Source organism: Massilia sp. DJPM01 (genome assembly GCF_030348125.1).
Classification (GTDB): domain Bacteria; phylum Pseudomonadota; class Gammaproteobacteria; order Burkholderiales; family Burkholderiaceae_D; genus Telluria_A; species Telluria_A frigida.
Genome location: NZ_JAQOZV010000091.1, coordinates 1 through 17650 on the forward strand (window position 1 = coordinate 1; position 17650 = coordinate 17650).

Genomic DNA, 17650 nt, shown 5'->3' on the forward strand with positions numbered 1-17650 from the left:
TAAAAAAAGCCGCCAGCCCTTGCGGGCACGGCGGCTTTTCAGTGCAGCGGAAGATTACTTGGTGGTGGTACGGGTACCGACCACTTCAACCGTCACGCGACGGTTTTTAGCGCGGCCTTCTGCCGTTTTGTTGTCAGCAACTGGCTGGGACTCGCCCTTGCCTTCGGTGTAGACGCGCGACGCTTCCACGCCTTTCGACACGATGTAGGCTTTCACGGCTTCAGCGCGGCGCAGCGACAGTTTCTGGTTGTACGCGTCCGAACCGACCGAGTCGGTGTGGCCAACGGTAACCATGACTTCGGTGTTCATGCCTTGCAGCTTGTTCAGCAGATCATCCAGAGCCGCTTTGCCTTCTGCCTTGACGACCGATTTGTCGAAGTCGAACAGGGCTTCAGCAGCGAACGAGACTTTTTCCGACACTGGCACTGGTGCCGCCGGTGCTGGTGCTGGCATTGGTGCCGGCGCTGGCGTGGCTTCCGGCATTGGCGCTGGTGCTGGCGCCGGTGCTGGAACTGGTGCCGATGCTGCCGGACGGCCCAGCTTGTAGACCAGGTTCATCGAGTACAGCTTGGTGTTGCCGTTGCTGCGCAGTGCGTCGTCGATGCGATAGTTTTCAGCTTCGGCGCGCAGTGCCAGCGCTTCGGTGAACTTGTATTCCAGGCCCACGCCGAATTTCGGATTCAGCTTCTTCTCGCTCTTTTCGCCTGCGAACATGCCAACAGCGCGGGTACCCGTGAAGCGGGTCGATGCCTTGGTGTAATGCATACCGGCACGGCCGTAGACCGAGAAACGCTCGCCCATCGGCACTTGCGCGATCAGGTCCAGGTTCACGCCCTTGTATTTCTGTTCAGCATTGAGAACGCCGCAGCAGCTGCCCGCTTTGACGTTGAAGTTGCCCAGATCAAAGAAACCGGCTTCGACGGCGAAGACACGGTTCAGTTGCTTACCGACAAACAGTTTGTAACCCATGTCTTTTTCGTCGGTATTCCACGAATTGACGGAACCGCCCAGCGCATTCAGGTTCTTGATCACCGGAGCCGCCTTGGTGTAGCTGCGCGACTGGCCGATACCGGCGCCGATGTAGGTGGCGCTGTTTGCCCACTCCGGATTCACGAACTGGCCTTGTGCCGATGCTTGTCCTGCCAGCATGGCGAAGCCGATTGCGCTCAGAGTACCGATTTTCTTAGTCAGGGTCATGTTGTATTCTCTCGTTTGTGTGTTGGGGCAGATTAGGCCTACCCGTTGGTTTATCGCTGATTTGGTCATCGCTAAAGCATTTGTGCTTAGCTCGGTATCTACTATTCTATAACCACAACAGTGGCTCGGTTCGGTAGCGTACATAACTGTCTGGAAATTGAAAAGTTTTCACCAAAAAAACACGAACTGTGGCGCGCCAGTCACACTGGCGGGGCGGTTTCAGTCGCCTGCAACTCGTCTTCTTGCTCTTTACGCAACGCGGCCATGTGGATCGCATACTGCTCGAAGCGCTTGTCATCCTCGCTCACCGGGGTCCAGGCCGGCACCTTGACGGTGTCGCCCGCATTGTCCACCGCCACGAACACGATCAGGCAACGCGTGGTGCGCTTGCGCGCGCCGGTCTTCGGCTCCGTGGCCGACACATCGATAGCAATGTGCATGCTGGAGTTGCCAGTATGGACAAGCATCGCCTTCACTTCCACGATTTGGCCAATGAAAATGGGTTTATAGAAGCGGATGCCGCCGATATACACGGTGACGCAGTAATAGCCGCTCCAGCCGACCGCGCAGGCGTAGCCGGCCTGGTCGATCCATTTCATCACGGCGCCGCCGTGCACCTTGCCGCCAAAATTGACGTCGGTCGGCTCGGCCAGGAAACGCAGGGTGATCTCGCGCGGTCGCACGGGGTTGATGTGATTGCTCATGAAGGTACTCGAAAAGTGATTGGAAGGCTCACACCATCTCCTGCGCGGTATCGCGCACCGCCTGCAGCAGCAGTTCCGCGCCTGGCGAGAGCAAATGGTCTTTCTGGCGGATGATACCGAAGGCATCCATCTTGCACGGCAACTCGATCGGCAGGATGCTCAGCACATTGAGCGAGGCGTAATACTGCGCCACGTCGACCGGCATCACGTGCAGCGAATCGGTCTGCTGCAACAGCGCCGTGATCAGGAGCAGCGCCGTGGTGTCGACCACATTCACAGGTATGTCGAGTCCGGCGCGGCGGAACATCATGTCGAAACGGTGACGCAAAATGCTGCCGTGCGGCGGCAAGATCCAGGGCTGGTCGGCGATGTGCCTGAGCTCCAGCTTGGCGACGTCCAGCAGCGGATGGCCGACCCGCACGACCGCGCAAGCCGGCTCCTCGTTCAATTCTTCATAGATCAGGCCAGCGGAATTCTCTTTTTCCAGGATGCGCCCGATCATGAAGTCGAGCGTGCCGTGCTGCAGCTTGTCGAGCAGGATATTGCTCGCTTCCACGTGCGCGCCGATGCGCAGCATCGGCGCGTGCTGCTTGATGCGCGCAATCGCACGCGGCAGCAGCGCCATGGCGGGCGTCATGATCACGCCAACCTCCACCTGCCCCGCCAGCCCGGCCTTGAGGGCCAGGATATCGTCATGCGCCAGTGCCAGGCTGGTCAGCGCCATGCGGGCGTGGCGCACCATGGTTTCGCCGAACATGGTCGGCTCCATCCCACGCGGCAAGCGCTCGAACAGCTTAACGTCGAGCATCTCTTCCAGATCCTTGATCTGCTTCGACGCCGCCGGCTGGGTCATGTGCAGCGCCTCGGCGGCACGGTGGATATTGCGGTGGTCGTCTAGCGCGATCAGCAGCAGCAATTGACGCGTTTTCAGGCGCGCCTTCAAAAACCAGTTGGGGTTGAGTGTCTCCATCATGGAATCATACCCCTAAATAATATCGGTACGCATCGCAACATACCGATCCGGATATCATTGGCAGCCCGGCGACGGGTTGGCGGCCGGACCGGCGGCCGTCTGCGGCACCAACCGGATGCTACCGTCTGCCTCGTAATGCAACTCTTCCACCGCCACCGAACGCCGGAATTCTCCGCCACCGGGCAATGTGGCGTTGTGATAGAACACGTAGGACTTGCCGTTGAAGTCGATGATGGCCTGGTGAATCGTCTTGACCTTCTCGTTCTTGTCCATGATCACGCCTTTGAAGGTCCACGGGCCGGCCGGGCTGGAGCTGGTGGCGTAGACCATCTCTTCCGGAAAGTAGCGCGAGTACGACAGGTAATACGTGGCGCCGCGCTTGTGCACATAAGGCGCTTCGGTGAAGGAATCGATCGCATGGCTCATGATCGGCCCGTCGAGCTCGGTCATATTGCTCTTCAGCCTGGCGTATTTGAGCACGGTGTTGCCCCAATACAGCCAGGCCTGGCCATCGGTATCGACGAACACACCCGGGTCGATGTCATCCCACAAGATGTCGGTCTGTTTCGTCATGTCGTTGCTCACCAGGGCGCTGCCGCGCGCGTCGACGAACGGTCCGGTCGGGCTGTCGGACACGGCCACGCCGATGGCCTTGCCGGGAATGGTCTTGTGGTCGACCGTCGAATAAAAATAGTATTTGCCGTTGCGCTTGGTAACGTCGCCCGCCCAGGCATCGCGCCCGGCCCACTTGAAGGTCGAATACTGCACCGGCGAGCCGTGGTCTTTCCAGGTTTTCATATCGCACGAGGAATACACGCGCCATTCCTTCATCACGTAATCCTTGCCTTCCGGTTCCGCTTCGTCATGGCCGACGTACAAGTAGACGCGGCCCTTGTCGACCAGCGCCGCCGGATCGGCCGTGAAGATATTGCTGACGATGGGGTTGGGCGCCGAGGCGACGCCCGTGGCGAAGCCGAGCGCGAGTGCGCTCAATCCGAATTTGATCAATGTTGTCTCCTGTTGCAGGTAGTTAGAATGAGGTCGGGTCAGGCCGGGCCGGGCCGGGTCAGGCCGGGCCGCGTCAGGCCGGGCCGCGTCAGGCCGCCGCGCGCCGCGCCGCGCCCATGGCCATCAGGCGCTGGACCACGCAGAACACAAACAGCAAGGCGCCGATGACGATCTTGGTCCACCACGAGCTGAGCGTGCCGTCGAAGGCGATCAAGGTCTGGATCGTGCCCAGCACCAGCACGCCGGACAACGCACCCGCCACATAGCCATAGCCGCCGCTGAGCAAGGTGCCGCCGATGACGACCGCCGCGATGGCATCGAGCTCGGTGCCCTGCGCATGCAGGCCATAGCCCGACAGCATGTAGAATGAGAACAGCACCCCGGCCAGCGCCGCGCAAAAGCCGCTGAAGGCGTACACCAGCACCTTGGTGCGTGCCACCGGCAAACCCATCATCAGGGCCGACTGTTCGTTTCCGCCGATGGCGTACACGCCGCGCCCGAAGGCGGTAAAGTGGGCCAGGAAAATGGCCAGCGCCAGCATCAGCAGCGCGATCAGCGCGCTCGGCGAGACGAAGCCACCCAAGAACCCCAGCTGGGTTTGCGACATGGCCAAATACAGCGGATCGTCGATGGTGATCGAGTTAATGCTGATCAGGTAGCAAAGCCCGCGCGCCAGGAACATGCCGGCCAAGGTCACGATGAACGGTTGCAGCTTGAAGTAATGAATCATCGCGCCCATGCCGCCGCCGAACAGCGCGCCGAGCACCAGCACGAACGCGATCACCGCTTGCGGCGGCCAGTGCGCCACTTGCAGCAGCCAGGCCGACATCATGGTCGCCAGCGCCAGCACCGAGCCGACCGACAGGTCGATGCCGCCGGACAGGATCACAAAGCTCATGCCGATGGCCAGCACCAGCAAGAACGCGTTATCGATCAGCAAATTCAGGATCACCTGGACCGACAGCAAGCCGGGATACACGGCGCCGCCGATGCCGAGCATGGCCAACAGCAGGACGACCGTGACCAGCGGAGTAAAGTAAGGCGATTTCATGCAGCCCTCGCACGCGAAAACATTTTCTTAAACTCGGCCGATTGCGACAGGCATACCAGGAACACGACCACCGACTTGACCACCATGTTCACTTCCGGCGGCACGCCCAGCGAGTAGATGGTGTAGGTCAGGGCCTGGATGATGAGCGCGCCGATCACGCTGCCGACCAGGCTGAACTTGCCCCCGGCCAGCGAGGTGCCGCCCAGGGTGACGGCCAGGATCGCATCGAGTTCGAGCAGCAGGCCGGCATTGTTTGCATCCGCGCTCTTGGTGTTGGAACTGATCATCAGCCCGGCCAGCCCGGCGCAGGCGGCGCAGAACACATAGACAAAAATGATCAGCGACGCGGTCTTCAGGCCCGCCAGGCGCGCCGCCACCGGGTTGATGCCGACCGCCTGGATGAACAGGCCGAGCGCGGTTTTACGCATCATCAGCGCGATGACCGCGAACACCACAGCCACCACCGTCAGCGAAAACGGCAGGCCCGCAAAATAGCCGCCGCCGAGGAAAAAGAAGGGTTCGTAATACACGGTGACGATTTGCCCATCGGTCAGCAACTGCGCCAGTCCCCGGCCCGCCACCATCAGGATCAAGGTGGCCACGATGGGCTGCAAGCCCAGGCTTGACACCAGCACCCCGTTCCACAGCCCGCACAGCAGGGCCGCGCCCATGGCGGCCGCCATCGCCCAGATCAGCGGCAATTCAGCCTGCGGACCGCCGCCGATCAGCATGGCAGCCACCGTGCCCGACAGCGCCACCACGGCGCCGACCGAAATGTCGATGCCGCGCGTGGCGATCACCAAGGTCATGCCGAGCGCGGCCAGCATCAGCGGCGCGGCGCGGTTGACGATGTCGACCAGGCTGCCGTACAGGTGGCCATCCTTGATGGACAGGTGAAAGAAGCCGGGAATGGCGACCAAATCGATCAGCAGCAGGACCGCCAGCGCGGCCAGCGGACGGAACAGCGGATGGCGCAGCAGCGCTGCGAGTGCGGGAGTTGTGCTGTCCTTCGATGCGGCCTGTGCCGGTGCGGCCATCACGCCGCTTCTCCCGCAATGACTTGCAGCACCGACGTATCGTCCAGTTCGCCGCGCTGGTACTCGCCGCAAGCCTTGCGGTCGCGCATCACGACCAGCCGGTCGCTACAGCGCAGAACTTCCGGGAGTTCGGAGGAGATGAACAGAATTGCCATCCCTTTGCGACAAAGTCCGCTAACGTAATCCATGATTTCCTGTTTGGCGCGCACGTCGATGCCGCGCGTGGGTTCGTCGAGGATCAGCATGGCCGGCGCGCTCACCAGCCAGCGCGCCAGCAGCACCTTTTGCTGATTCCCGCCGGACAATGATCCAATCGGCGTGTCGATGTCCGCCGTTTTGATGCCCAGCCACTTCACATAGTCTTGCGCCAGCGCCTGCTGCTGGCGCAAGGGGATCGCGCGCAGCATGCCGGCGCGCGCCTGCAAGGCCAGGATCATGTTTTCGCGCACCGACAGTGCCAGGATCGCGCCCTCATGCTTGCGGTCTTCCGAGCAAAAGCCAATGCCGGCTTCGATGGCCTCGCGCGGCGAGCTGAACGGCTGGGTGCGTTCGCCGATGCGGATCGTGCCGCTGTCGGCCTTGTCGGCCCCGAACAGCAGGCGTGCCGCCTCGGTGCGGCCGGAACCGAGCAGGCCGCACAGGCCCAGCATTTCGCCAGCACGGATATCAAGGTCGAGCGGCGCCAGCGCGCCCTTGCGTCCCAGGGCGCGGGCTTGCAGCAAGGTGGCCGGGGCCGCCTGCGCGGCGCTCGCATGGACCATCTCGGCCGGGTGCTCGCTGGCATCGGGCGCGCCGACCATCTTGTTCACCAGTGCCAGGCGCGACAGCTCGGCGCAGGCGTATTCACCCTCGCGTTCGCCGTTGCGCATGACGGTGATGCGGTCCGAAATCGCATAGGTCTGGTCGAGAAAGTGGGTGACGAACAGGATCGCCATGCCCTGCTCGCGCAGCTTGCGCAGCACGCGAAACAGCAACTGCACTTCCGCCTCGTCCAGGCTGGATGTCGGTTCGTCGAGAATGAGTACGCGCGCGGAAATGTTCAGCGCGCGGGAAATCGCCACCATCTGCTGGATCGCCAGCGGAAAGCTGGACAACTGGGCGCGCACGTCGATGCGCACTTCCAGCTGTTCCAGCAAGATGGCAGCCTGCGTCCGCATGCCGGTCCAGTCCACCATGCCGAACTTGCGCGGATAGCGGCCGATGAAAATGTTCTCGGCCACCGACAGGTTCGGGCACAGGTTCACTTCCTGATACACCGTGCTGATGCCGAGGCGCTGCGCATCCTGGGTCGAGCCCGGGCGGATCTCCTGCCCTTCCATCATGATGGTGCCGCTGTCGGGTGCATACACGCCGGTGAGCACCTTGATCAGGGTCGACTTGCCGGCCCCGTTCTGGCCCATCAGGGTGTGGACTTCCCCCGGATACAGCTGAAGGCCCACGTCGCTGAGTGCCTTCACACCGGGAAACTGCTTGCTGATGCCGCGCAGCTCCAGCACCGGAGAATCGGCTTGCATTGCCTGACTCATGTCCCAGCCTAGTATTTGCGGTTTGGCAGTTCCTTGGCAGCCACTTCAGCCGGGAACACGCCCTCGACCGTTGTGATGCGCTTCGGCACAGGCTTGCCTGCCACCACGTCGCGCGCGATCAACATCAGCTGCGGTCCGAGCAGCGGGCTGCACTCGACGGTGACGTTCATCTTGCCGGCGATCATGGCCTGGAACGCGCCTTTGACGCCGTCGATCGAAATCACCAGGATATCGACGCCGGGTTTCAGGCCGGCCTCTTCGATCGCCTGGATGGCGCCGATGGCCATGTCGTCGTTGTGCGCGTAGAGCACATTAATGCTCTTGCCTTGCGCCTTGAGGAAAGCTTCCATCACTTCCTTGCCCTTGGCGCGGGTGAAGTCGCCGGTCTGGGAGCGCGTGATTTTCAGCTTGGGATTGGCGGCGATGACTTCGGCAAAGCCGTTCTTGCGGTCGATGGCAGGTGCCGAGCCGACGGTGCCCTGGAGTTCGACGATGTTAAAGGTGCGATCCGGGGTTTTGGCGGCGCGTTCGATGAGCCAGCGGCCGGCGCGGCGGCCTTCCTCGACGAAGTCGGAACCGATGAAGGCGGCATACAGCGACTGATCGGTCACGTTGACGGCACGATCGGTGAGGATGACGGGGATTTTGGCGTCCCTGGCTTCGCGCAGCACGGTTTCCCAGCCCGATTCCACCACCGGCGAGAAGGCGATCACGTCGACGCGCTGGGCGATGAAGGAGCGGATCGCCTTGACCTGGTTTTCCTGGCGCTGCTGGGCGTCGGCAAACTTCAGGTTGACGCCTTCCTTCTTGGCGGCATCCTTGATCGACAGGGTATTGGCGGTGCGCCATTCGCTTTCGGCGCCGACCTGGGAAAAGCCGATGGTCAGTGGTTTGGCGGCCAGCGCGGGAAAGGTGGTGAAAGCGCCGAGCAATGCGGTGGCCAGAACGGCCCTGCGGGTGGTGTTCATATGTTGTCTCCTGTTTTTGTAGGGGGGAATTCGGGACTCCGTTTTATTATTGTATGTTAGGAGAAAGTCACATAGCCATCCAATCAATTTTTTGACGTATGAGATATCGAAATCGGTATCTCTCCTTGCTGAGCCCCGCGCAATAGCCCGAGTCCATGCAATCCGCCCGCTATCGCCCCCGGCCTGGCCACGAATTTCACGACCAGTTTTCCACCCGAGGCTGCGACCATTGCCGTCGGAATTGCAACATCGCGTGTATACATCGCTTGCCCCGGTGGCGCATCGAGCTCCACCGCGGCAATCGTCGCGCCAGTGAGCAGCACGTCAAACTCGCGTCCCGCATCCAGCGTCGAGAAACTGAGCCTGAGCGCAGCCGCTTCCAGCGTGGGGTCGTTCAGCGCATAGCTGAACCAGCCGCTCGCATGGCGCCAATGGCGGCCCTTGTTCACGCCCGCATCGCCGCCGTCCGCCTGGTAGCCGTGATCCGACTCCGGCTGCTGCTCGCCCGCTGCCACCTGATCGATGGTCAGCGCGTCCAGCGCCAGCCGTTGCGCCTCGCCGCGCGCCGTTGCCGCCTGCGTCAGCGCCAGATTGGCTGGCGTCGAAGCCACGCGCGCCACCAGCTGACGTACGCACCCGGCCCGCCGTCGACCGTTACCGCCGTGCCATTGACCTTTACTTGCATCGCCCCGCGCCTGACCCAGCCCGGATAGCGCAGCTTGAGCGCGAATTGCTGGTCCGATTCAATCGTCAGCCGCGTCTTGCCGTCGTCCGGAAAGCGGGTGCAAGGAGGTGTCTCATGGCGCCTTATTGTTGCTTGCTCTGATAGCGGTCAAGGTCTTTCGGGTCGACTGATGGCCAGCCATCCTTGTCCCATTTCATGTCGAGGATTTTGAGCTTTTGCAGGTAATTGTCCGCCGTTTCGTAGGCGTGCATGACCAGCAAGTCCTTGCCGTCGATGGTGTAGGCGCTGTTGTGGCCGACACCCTTCCACTGCGCATTGCCCTCGATGAGCAGCGAACCGCCGCCCTTGGCCATGTCCTTGCCGGCACGGTCGAGGTAGGGTCCGGTGACGCCTTTCGAGCGGCCCATTACCACGTGGTAGGTGCTCGCTTCTTTCTTGCAGCACAGGCCCCAGGAGACGAATAGATAGTAGTAGCCATTCTTCTCGAGGATGTGCGGGGCTTCGATTTCCGCCGGGCCCGCATCTTCCTCCGGAACGCCGGCCGGCCGCGTACGCTGGGCAATGGTGTGCCATGCCTGCGGCTCGGCCAGGCGGGTGCGGGAGGCGTCCAGCTTGACCAGTTTGATGCCGCTCCAGAACGAGCCGAACGACATCCACGGCGTGCCGCCGCTGTCGGCGACGATGTTGGGGTCGATGGCGTTCCAGTTGTCGCGCCCGGGGATCGATTGCAGGACCATGCCCTGGTCTTGCCATTGATAGTTGGCCGCGCGCGGGTTCAGGGTGGCGTTGGTGGTGACGCCGATGCCGGAGGTGTTTTTGCCGAAACCGGAGACGGAGTAGTAGAGGTAGTATTTACCGTTGTGGAAGGAGATGTCCGGCGCCCAGATGTGGTCGTTGAAGGTCGGGGCGGCCTTTTTGGCCCAGGCAGGTTCGCCGGGGAAGACGCGGCCTTCTTCCTTCCAGTCGCGCATGTCGGTGGAACTGTAGAAGGTGATGCCGGGGCCGGTGCTGAACAGGTAGAAGGTGTTGCCTTCCTTGGCCAGGACGGGGTCGTGGACGCTGACTTGTTTGGCGTGGGTGGCGGTGGTGAAGATCAGGCTGGTGATGAAGACAAGGGCTTGGATCGGTGGACGCATAATAATTCCCAAGAACGAAAATACGTCGTTCCCGCGCCAAGGCGGCGCGGGAATGACGGAGCGCAGGGTAAAGGTAAAAGGTAAAAGGTATAAGGATGGGCTGGTTAGTCTTCCAAGGCAACCACCACCACAGCTTTCGCCGGCACCGTCACCGTCAGCTTATCGCCACTCGCTTTCGCACTGAACGGCGCCGGTTTGATGGCCTGCGGGTTCTGGAAGGTGTTGTGCGCATCCATCGCCGTTGCCGTCAGCACGCGGCCATTTGCACCCGCCAACTGCTTGCCCGCCACATTCACTACCACATCAGCCGGCTGGCCCGGATTCGTATTCACCAGCGACAGGTACAGCTTGCCATCCTTGGCACGCGCCGCCGAAGCACTGATCCCCGGAATCGTCGCCTCACCCAGCGTGTAGGCCTTGTCGTCCGCCACCGTCACCGGCAGCGAGGTCGCATCCTGGAACGGCACATACATGTGGAAAGCGTGATACGTCGGGGTCAGGAGCATCTTGTCCTTTTCCGTCAGGATCATGGCCTGCAGCACATTGACCATCTGCGCAATATTGGTCATCTGGACGCGGTCGGCGTGCTGGTGAAAAATATTGAAGTTGAGCGCAGCCACCACCGCGTCGCGCAGCGTGTTCTGCTGGTACAGGAAGCCCGGCGTGGTGCCGGTTTCCACGTCGTACCAGGTGCCCCATTCATCCACGTACAGGCCGATCTTTTTCTCCGGATCGTTCTTGTCCAGCACCGCGACGTTGTTCTTGATCATCGACTCGATTTTCAAGGTGTTCGCCAGGGTCGAAATCCAGTGCGGCTCGGCAAAACCGGTGGCCGCGCCCTTGCCTTCCCACTTGCCAGTCGGAATAGTGTAATAGTGGAAGCTGATGCCCGAGGTCTGGGCCTTCGCATTCTTGCTGATCACGTCGGTCCACTTGGTATCGTCGTCGTTGCCGCCGCTGGCGATCATCAACGGCCGGCTTTCCTTCGGCGCCTTGAGCATCGTTTCGTAATTCTTGTACAGATTGGTGTAGTGCTCAGGCGTCATATTGCCGCCGCAACCCCAGGCTTCGTTACCGATCGCGAAATACGCCACCTTGAACGGTTTCTCGCGGCCATTCTTGCGGCGCAGATTGGCCAGGCTCGATTTGCTGTCGGACGTCATGTACTCGACCCAGTCCGCCATTTCCTGCACGCTGCCGGAGCCGAGGTTGCCGTTCACGTAGGCGTCGGCCCCCAGCAAATCGACCAGGTCGAAGAATTCGTGCGTGCCGACGGCGTTGCTCTCTTCCACGCCGCCCCAGTTGGTATTGACCTTGACCGGCCGCTTGGCGCGCGGGCCAACGCCGTCTTTCCAGTGGTATTCATCAGCGAAGCAGCCGCCCGGCCAGCGCACCAGCGGCACGTGCAATTGCTTGAGGGCGCCGACGACGTCATTGCGCCAGCCCTTGGTGTTCGGAATTTTCGAGCTGGTGCCGACGTACATGCCTTCGTAGATGCCGGTACCGAGGTGTTCGGCGAATTGGCCGTAGACATTCTTGTTGATGACCGGACCCGGCTTGCCGGCATCGATCGTCACACTGACCTGATTGGCGGCGAACGCGGGCCACGCGCTGATGGTGACCAAACTGATGGCGGCGATGCTTTGTTTGATGATGTTCATGCTGTCTCCTGAATCGTTTTTATTTTGGCTAGTACGTGAAAGCGGTTTTAGATCCAGCCGGCATCGACGATGAAATCCTGCCCGGTGCACATGGCGCTGTCGTCGGACGCGAGGAACAGGATCATGGCCGATATGTCGTCCGGCATCAGCGGACCGGGCAGGCACTGGTTGCGCTTGATGTCGGCCTTGCCGGCGTCGTCCACCCACAGGTCGAGCTGGCGCTGGGTCATCACCCAGCCGGGCGTGACCGTGTTGACGCGGATGCCATGGGCGCCGAAGTCGCGCGCCAGGCCACGGGTCAAGCCCACCGTGGCCGCCTTGGTGGCCGCGTACACCGGGTAGCCGCCGTTCTTGGCGTGCCACGACATGGAACCGACGTTGATGATGGAACCGGCGCCCTTGTTCTTCATGCCGCCCAGTACCGTCTGGCAGGTGAAAAACATGGGGCGCTGGTTGATGGCGATGCGCTGGTCGTAGAATTCAACGCTGACTTCTTCGGTCTGGTGGCGCTGGTCGTTGGCCGCGTTGTTGACCAGGATGTCGAAGTCGCCCAGCTGGGCTGCCAGCTCGGCCATCGTGGCTTGCAGGGCCGGGATATCCGTGATGTCGCAGTAGCGGAAGAGCGGCGCCGGCGCGCCGGATGCGGCGATGCGCAGGCACAGCGCTGCGCTGGCGTCGCACGATGTCGACGAAGGCGACCTGCGCGCCCTGGGCGGCGAAGGAGGCCACCAGCGACTCGCCGATGCCGGTGCCGCCGCCGGTGATGAAGACCCGTTTGCCTTGAAGGCTCGGGTAGGTGGCTGTTTTTTTCATATTTTCTCCAACTATTTACCAAGCGTCGCCCCCGCGCCTTCCCCCGTCGTTCCGGCGCCAAGGCGGCACTCGGAGGGAACGACGCAGCAGAACGTAACGGGAAAGACAGCATTACCGTGAACGGATGCTCAAGCCTTCGTCAACGCCCCATCCCGCCGGCGCCATACGCCCACATTATCGTCACGCAGCACGTCTGGCAACAAACCCTGCGCCAGGTTCTGGTAGCACACCGGCCGCAGGAAGCGCTGGATCGCCGCCGTTCCCACCGAGCTGCTGCGCCCATCCGAGGTTGCAGGAAACGGTCCGCCATGCACCATCGCGGTCGACACTTCCACGCCAGTCGGCATGCCGTTGGCCAGAATCCGCCCGGCTTTGCGTTCCAGCACAGGCAGCAAGGCACGCACCAGTTCCGTATCGCCCTCATCCATCTGCACCGTGGCCGTCAACTGGCCTTCCAGGCTTTCGGTGATGGCGCGCATTTCATCGACGCTGTCGCAAGCGACCAGCAAGGATGCCGGCCCGAAAATCTCGCCATGCAGCGCTGGTTCGGTCAGGAATGCCTTGCCGCTGGTACGGAACAGCGCGGGACCGCCCTTGCCTTCCGTGTGCATCGCTTCCTTCAAGGCATCCACCGCCGCGTGCTGCGCCAGCTTGTGCACGCCGCTCTGATACGCCGAAGCGATACCCGCCGTCAGCATGATCCCCGCTTCGATGCTTGACAGCGCCTGCGCGGCCTTGTCGGCAAAGCGGTCGAAGTCCGGTCCCTTCAAGCCGAGCACGAGGCCCGGATTGGTGCAGAACTGGCCTACGCCCATCGTCATCGACGCGGCAAAGGCAGTAGCGATCTGCTCGCCGCGCGCGGCCAGCGCTTCCGGCATCAGGAAAAAGGGATTGATGCTGCTCATTTCCGCATACACGGGAATCGGCTGCGCACGCGCGGCGGCCACGGCCATCAGCGCTTGTCCGCCGGAACGCGAACCGGTAAAGCCGACCGCCTTGATCGATGGATGCGCCACCAGAGCCTGGCCGATGCCGTTGCCGGTACCGGTCAGCAGCGCGAACACGCCGGCCGGCAGCTTGCACAGTTCAATCGCCTTGACCACGGCGCGCGCTACCAGTTCGGACGTGCCCGGATGGGCGGAATGGGCTTTCAGCACAACCGGGCAACCGGCTGCCAGCGCGCCAGCCGTGTCGCCGCCAGCCACCGAAAACGCCAGCGGGAAGTTACTCGCCGCGAATACTGCAACCGGACCCAGCCCGATCATGCGCAGGCGCAGGTCGGGACGCGGCAAGGGCTGACGGCCAGGCAAGGCGCTGTCAATACGCACATCGGCCCACGAGCCTTCGCGCAGCAGGTCGGCGAACAGCTTGAGCTGGCCCATGGTGCGGCCACGCTCGCCTTCGAGGCGGGCACGCGGCAGGCCCGATTCCGTCATCGCGCGCACGATCAGCTCGTCGCCGAGTTCCAGGATCTGGGCGCCGATGGTTTCCAGGAACGTCGCGCGTGCCTCGTTGCTGGTGGCGCGGAATGGGTCGAACGCGGCCTCCGCCAGGCGGCAAGCCTCGTCGATCTGGGCGGCATCGACCAGGTGGAAAGATGGTTCGATCGGCGCGCGGGTGGCCGGGTCGAATGCCTGGAATGCGCCGCCATTGCCGCGAACTGCGTGTCCGCCAATCAGTGCTGCACCGGTCATGGTCATAAAGCGTTCACTTTCGTAAAGGTGGATGTTTCGCGGTCGAGGCGGTTGCGCAGGGCCGGACCGAAGACCGGAGACGCGATCTCGAACGTTTCGCCGGCCAGGACCGTGATGTTGTCGGCCACGCTCAAGGTGGCGCTGCCGAAGAAATGGATGTGGACATCGCCGGCGCGGTTGAACAGGCCGTATTTGAAATGGTGGTATTCCAGGTTGGTGATCGAGTGCGACATATTCTGCTCGCCGCTGACGAACGCCTTTTCCCAGCGCACCTTGCCGTCGGCCGCGATGATGCGCGAGGTGCCGGCCACATGAAGAGGCAGTTCGCCCACCAGCAAAGCGGGGCCCAGGCCGCAATTGCGCAGCTTGGAATGGGCCAGGTACAGATAATTCTGGCGCTCGGTCACGTGGTCCGAAAATTCATTGCCGATGGCGTAACCCAGGCGGTGCGGCTGGCCATCGTCGCCGATCAGGTACAGGCCGGCGATTTCCGGCTCTTCGCCGCCATCGAGGGCGAAGTCGGGCATCAGCAAAGGCTGGCCGCTGGCGCGCACCACCGAGCCGTCGCCCTTGTAGAACCATTCCGGCTGGACGCCGCGCGCGCCCTCGGCCGGCTTGCCGCCTTCCACGCCCATACGGAACATTTTCATGCTGTCGCTCAGGGTCTCGACATCGCCGCCGATCTTCTTGTGCATCGCGTCGCGCGTGTCGGCGCTGCCGAGGTGGGTCAGGCCGGTACCGGTGACGTAGCAATGGGCCGCATCGGCATGGTCGAGCGGGGCCAGCAGGCGGCCCGAGCTAGCGACGATGTCGTAGGAGTGCAGTTCGGAACCGATGGCGGCGCCCGCCAGTTCGGCCAGCTTGGTCTTGCTGGCGATCGCCTGGCGCGCCAGGGCATAGGTGCTGGCGTAGCCATCGACGACGCGCAGCCGGTCTTGCTCAAGCACGGCAACGCGGCGCGCGCCGGCGTCATTGGTAAATTGGACGAGTAACATGGTGATTTCCGGTAATGACAAGCCTGCGGCGTCGGCTCCGGCAAATGGACACAGGCTCAAGCGCTAAGCGGATAAGCCCGTGTCCGGATGTCAGGCCGGCACCGGGCGCTTTAATGGGAATGGCGTGGGACGGCCGAACCGCGGCTGCCGAGCAGGAAGTCGAAGTCGCAGCCTTCATCGGCTTGCAGCACGTGGTCGATATAGAGCTTCTGGTAGCCGCTCTTGGCCACCGGCGCTTGCGATCCGGCACGGGCGGCCAGGCGGCTGGCCATTTCTTCATCCGAAATTTCCAGGTTCAGGCTACCGTTGTGGCAGTCGAGCGCGATGACGTCGCCATCTTGCACGATGCCCAGCGGTCCGCCGGCCATCGCTTCCGGCGCCACGTGCAGCACCACGGTGCCGTAGGCGGTGCCGCTCATGCGCGCGTCCGAAATGCGCACCATGTCGGCGATGCCCTGGGCCAGCAGCTTGGGCGGCAAGCCCATGTTGCCCACTTCCGCCATGCCGGGATAGCCTTTCGGTCCGCAATTTTTCATCACCAGGATCGAATCGGCATCGACATCCAGGTCCGGATCGAGGATGCGGCTCTTGTAGTGATCGAAATCCTCGAACACGACGGCCTTGCCGCTGTGCTTCATCAGGTGCGGCGAGGCGGCCGACGGCTTGAGCACGGCGCCACGCGGCGCCAGGTTGCCGCGCAGGATGCAGATGCCGCCATCCTCGATCAGCGGCTTGTCCAGCGGACGGATCACCTCGTCGTCATAGATCGGTGCTTCTTCGCAGTTCTGCCACAGGCTCTTGCCGTTGACGGTCAGCGCGCTCTTGTGCGGCAGCAGCTTGCCTTCGCCCAGGCGGCGGATCGCGCCCGGCAAGCCGCCGGCATAGTAAAACTCTTCCATCAGGAAGCGGCCGGATGGCAGCAGGTCGACGATGGTCGGAGTGCCCTTGCCGATGGCGGTCCAGTCTTCCAGTTCGAGCGGCACGCCGATGCGGCCGGCAATCGCTTTCAGGTGGATCACGGCGTTGGTCGAGCCACCGATGGCGGCGTTGACCTTGATCGCGTTCTCGAACGCTGCGCGCGTCAGGATCTTGGACAGGCGCAAGTCTTCCTGCACCATCTCGACGATGCGGATGCCCGACATATGGGCCAGCACATAGCGGCGCGAATCGACTGCGGGGATGGCGGCGTTGTGCGGCAGCGAGGTGCCGAGCGCTTCGGCCATGCAGGCCATGGTCGAGGCCGTACCCATGGTGTTGCAGGTGCCGGCCGAGCGCGACATGCCGGATTCGGCGGACATGAACTGGTGCAGGGTGATGGTGCCGGCCTTCATCTGTTCGTGCAACTGCCAGACGGCGGTGCCGGAACCGATATTCTTGCCGTTCAGCTTACCGTTGAGCATGGGGCCGCCGCTGACGACGATGGTCGGCAGGTCCACGCTGGCGGCACCCATCAGCAGGGCCGGCGTGGTCTTGTCGCAGCCGACCAGCAGCACCACCGCATCCATCGGATTGCCGCGGATCGATTCTTCCACATCCATGCTGGCCAGGTTACGGGTGAGCATGGCAGTCGGGCGCAGGTTCGATTCGCCGTTGGAAAACACCGGGAATTCGACCGGGAAACCGCCGGCTTCGAGAATGCCCTTCTTGACGTGTTCGGCCAATTGGCGGAAATGCGCGTTGCAGGGAGTCAGTTCGGACCAGGTATTGCAAATGCCGATGATCGGCTTGCCTTGAAACTCGTGGTCGGGAATGCCCTGGTTTTTCATCCAGCTGCGGTACATGAAACCGTTTTTATCCTGGGTACCAAACCACTGCGCGGAGCGCAGTTTCGGCTTCTTCGTCTCAGACATGTATTCCTCCTGTTTATTCTGATGCCACCTCGAACTCATGTCGTCGTTCGGTCAGCGATAGAGGAATACTAAAGATTCTTGGGATGCCTTTCCAATCACTTTTTCTGCGATAGTGATATCGATTATGGTATTAATCGGCGTGCCGGCCACAGGGATGGCCGATGCCATGGCGACCAAAACAGGCCCACTACCCGCCAGGGAAATGGGCCCGTTCACTACGCGTTTCCGGCTTGAGCCTGCCGCAGACACTATTGCATTATAGAAACAATTTCCACTCCAAACCATACGCCCCTGGAAGGGCGCAGTCGGGATCTGGCTTTCCGGCGCAAAGGACATGAGCCTTTGCCCCTAG

At 62.3% G+C, this 17650-nt stretch carries 15 protein-coding genes and 1 pseudogene; all 16 read right to left on the reverse strand.

Annotated features, from left to right (window positions below; translation table 11 throughout):
- Positions 1–54: 54 nt before the first annotated feature.
- The 16 genes and pseudogenes from PO883_RS35300 to PO883_RS32480 all read right to left on the reverse strand — a co-directional run bounded on the left by PO883_RS35300 (position 55) and on the right by PO883_RS32480 (position 17298).
- On the reverse strand, positions 55–1341 hold the full coding sequence (locus PO883_RS35300; RefSeq protein WP_373890128.1) for an OmpA family protein: 1287 nt from the start codon (positions 1339–1341) through the stop codon (positions 55–57).
- 56 nt (positions 1342–1397) lie between these two features.
- Positions 1398–1901 carry an acyl-CoA thioesterase gene (locus PO883_RS32415; protein ID WP_289313450.1) on the reverse strand — a complete coding sequence of 168 codons (504 nt, stop codon included), beginning with the start codon at positions 1899–1901 and terminating at the stop codon, positions 1398–1400.
- Between the two features lie 28 nt (positions 1902–1929).
- Positions 1930–2871, reverse strand: coding sequence for a LysR family transcriptional regulator (locus PO883_RS32420; RefSeq protein WP_289313462.1), 942 nt, complete (start codon positions 2869–2871; stop codon positions 1930–1932).
- Between the two features lie 57 nt (positions 2872–2928).
- Positions 2929–3882, reverse strand: coding sequence for a glycoside hydrolase family 43 protein (locus PO883_RS32425; RefSeq protein WP_289313451.1), 954 nt, complete (start codon positions 3880–3882; stop codon positions 2929–2931).
- An 88-nt stretch (positions 3883–3970) separates the two neighbouring features.
- Positions 3971–4933 carry a galactofuranose ABC transporter, permease protein YjfF gene (gene yjfF / locus PO883_RS32430; RefSeq protein ID WP_289313452.1) on the reverse strand — a complete coding sequence of 321 codons (963 nt, stop codon included), beginning with the start codon at positions 4931–4933 and terminating at the stop codon, positions 3971–3973.
- The gene (locus tag PO883_RS32435) at positions 4930–5970 is read right to left on the reverse strand and encodes an ABC transporter permease (protein WP_289313453.1); all 1041 of its coding nucleotides are present in this window, start codon (positions 5968–5970) and stop codon (positions 4930–4932) included. The genes yjfF and PO883_RS32435 overlap by 4 nt, the downstream gene beginning before the upstream one ends.
- Entirely contained in the window at positions 5970–7484 is a 1515-nt protein-coding gene (locus PO883_RS32440; RefSeq protein WP_289313454.1) for a sugar ABC transporter ATP-binding protein, read from the reverse strand. The genes PO883_RS32435 and PO883_RS32440 overlap by 1 nt, the downstream gene beginning before the upstream one ends.
- Before the next feature lie 20 nt (positions 7485–7504).
- Complete coding sequence (locus PO883_RS32445) at positions 7505–8464, reverse strand: ABC transporter substrate-binding protein (RefSeq protein ID WP_289313455.1); 960 nt, start codon at positions 8462–8464, stop codon at positions 7505–7507.
- Positions 8465–8547: 83 nt separating this feature from the next.
- Entirely contained in the window at positions 8548–9075 is a 528-nt protein-coding gene (locus PO883_RS32450) for a DUF6805 domain-containing protein (RefSeq protein ID WP_289313456.1), read from the reverse strand.
- Positions 9045–9275, reverse strand: coding sequence for a hypothetical protein (locus PO883_RS35305; RefSeq protein WP_373890129.1), 231 nt, complete (start codon positions 9273–9275; stop codon positions 9045–9047). Before PO883_RS35305 ends, PO883_RS32450 begins: the two co-directional genes overlap by 31 nt.
- Complete coding sequence (locus PO883_RS32455) at positions 9272–10285, reverse strand: arabinan endo-1,5-alpha-L-arabinosidase (RefSeq protein ID WP_289313457.1); 1014 nt, start codon at positions 10283–10285, stop codon at positions 9272–9274. Before PO883_RS32455 ends, PO883_RS35305 begins: the two co-directional genes overlap by 4 nt.
- A 104-nt stretch (positions 10286–10389) precedes the next feature.
- Positions 10390–11946, reverse strand: a complete 1557-nt coding sequence (locus PO883_RS32460) for an alpha-N-arabinofuranosidase (protein WP_289313458.1) — start codon at positions 11944–11946, stop codon at positions 10390–10392.
- Positions 11947–11993: 47 nt separating this feature from the next.
- Positions 11994–12759 (reverse strand): annotated as a pseudogene (locus PO883_RS32465) (SDR family NAD(P)-dependent oxidoreductase).
- Between the two features lie 128 nt (positions 12760–12887).
- A complete protein-coding gene (locus PO883_RS32470; protein ID WP_289313459.1) occupies positions 12888–14459 on the reverse strand; it encodes an aldehyde dehydrogenase (NADP(+)) in 1572 nt (523 codons plus the stop codon).
- Entirely contained in the window at positions 14456–15448 is a 993-nt protein-coding gene (gene araD1, locus PO883_RS32475) for an AraD1 family protein (RefSeq protein WP_289313460.1), read from the reverse strand. Before araD1 ends, PO883_RS32470 begins: the two co-directional genes overlap by 4 nt.
- Before the next feature lie 110 nt (positions 15449–15558).
- Positions 15559–17298: an IlvD/Edd family dehydratase gene (locus PO883_RS32480; protein WP_289313461.1), complete on the reverse strand. Its 1740-nt coding sequence runs from the start codon at positions 17296–17298 to the stop codon at positions 15559–15561.
- Positions 17299–17650 lie beyond the last annotated feature (352 nt).

Coding starts and splice junctions, on each gene's coding strand:
- PO883_RS35300 (WP_373890128.1), bottom strand. CDS start 1,341: ATGTACGCTACCGAACCGAGCCACTGTTGTGGTTATAGAATAGTAGAT.
- PO883_RS32415 (WP_289313450.1), bottom strand. CDS start 1,901: ATGAGCAATCACATCAACCCCGTGCGACCGCGCGAGATCACCCTGCGT.
- PO883_RS32420 (WP_289313462.1), bottom strand. CDS start 2,871: ATGGAGACACTCAACCCCAACTGGTTTTTGAAGGCGCGCCTGAAAACG.
- yjfF (WP_289313452.1), bottom strand. CDS start 4,933: ATGAAATCGCCTTACTTTACTCCGCTGGTCACGGTCGTCCTGCTGTTG.
- PO883_RS32435 (WP_289313453.1), bottom strand. CDS start 5,970: ATGGCCGCACCGGCACAGGCCGCATCGAAGGACAGCACAACTCCCGCA.
- PO883_RS32440 (WP_289313454.1), bottom strand. CDS start 7,484: ATGCAAGCCGATTCTCCGGTGCTGGAGCTGCGCGGCATCAGCAAGCAG.
- PO883_RS32445 (WP_289313455.1), bottom strand. CDS start 8,464: ATGAACACCACCCGCAGGGCCGTTCTGGCCACCGCATTGCTCGGCGCT.
- PO883_RS32455 (WP_289313457.1), bottom strand. CDS start 10,285: ATGCGTCCACCGATCCAAGCCCTTGTCTTCATCACCAGCCTGATCTTC.
- PO883_RS32460 (WP_289313458.1), bottom strand. CDS start 11,946: ATGAACATCATCAAACAAAGCATCGCCGCCATCAGTTTGGTCACCATC.
- PO883_RS32470 (WP_289313459.1), bottom strand. CDS start 14,459: ATGACCATGACCGGTGCAGCACTGATTGGCGGACACGCAGTTCGCGGC.
- araD1 (WP_289313460.1), bottom strand. CDS start 15,448: ATGTTACTCGTCCAATTTACCAATGACGCCGGCGCGCGCCGCGTTGCC.
- PO883_RS32480 (WP_289313461.1), bottom strand. CDS start 17,298: ATGTCTGAGACGAAGAAGCCGAAACTGCGCTCCGCGCAGTGGTTTGGT.